Source organism: Vibrio sp. 2134-1 (genome assembly GCF_033339495.1).
Genome location: NZ_JAWOUS010000853.1, coordinates 1 through 542 on the forward strand (window position 1 = coordinate 1; position 542 = coordinate 542).

Here is a 542-nt window from a genome sequence, read left to right on the forward strand (position 1 = left end):
TGGACATAGCTATTTGTGGGATTGCCAAATGTGGGCGCCTCAAATTGAAGTTTTGAGTCAGTCCTATCGTTGTATTGTGCCTGACTTATGGGCGCATGGTGAATCGGACGCCGCTCCTGCTTCGACCACGTCTTTAGTTGATTATGCCCAACACATGCTGGCGCTAATGGATCATTTGGAAATCGACGAATTTTCCATTGTTGGCTTATCTGTTGGCGGCATGTGGGGCGCGGAACTGACCGCTCAAGCCCCGCAACGAGTGAAGTCATTGGTGTTGATGGATACCTTTATTGGTTGGGAACCAGAAGTGACGCATAAAAAATACTTTGCGATGCTAGATACCATCAGCCAAGTTCAAGGTGTTCCTGGGCCTATTATCGAAGCCGTTGCACCACTGTTCTTTGCGAATAACGCGGATCAAGTTCACCCAGAATTGGTCGCTTCATTTAAACAAAGCCTTGAATCGCTAACAGGTGAGCGAGCTGTAGAAGTTGCTCGCATCGGTCGCATGGTGTTTGGGCGACGTGATGTGATTGAAGATG

At 48.3% G+C, this 542-nt stretch carries 1 protein-coding gene; it reads left to right on the forward strand.

What is annotated here, in order from left to right; all coding sequences use genetic code 11:
- Positions 1–542, forward strand: a 542-nt coding sequence (locus tag R7R78_RS28910; protein WP_225474943.1) for an alpha/beta fold hydrolase, incomplete at both ends; no start/stop codon positions are given.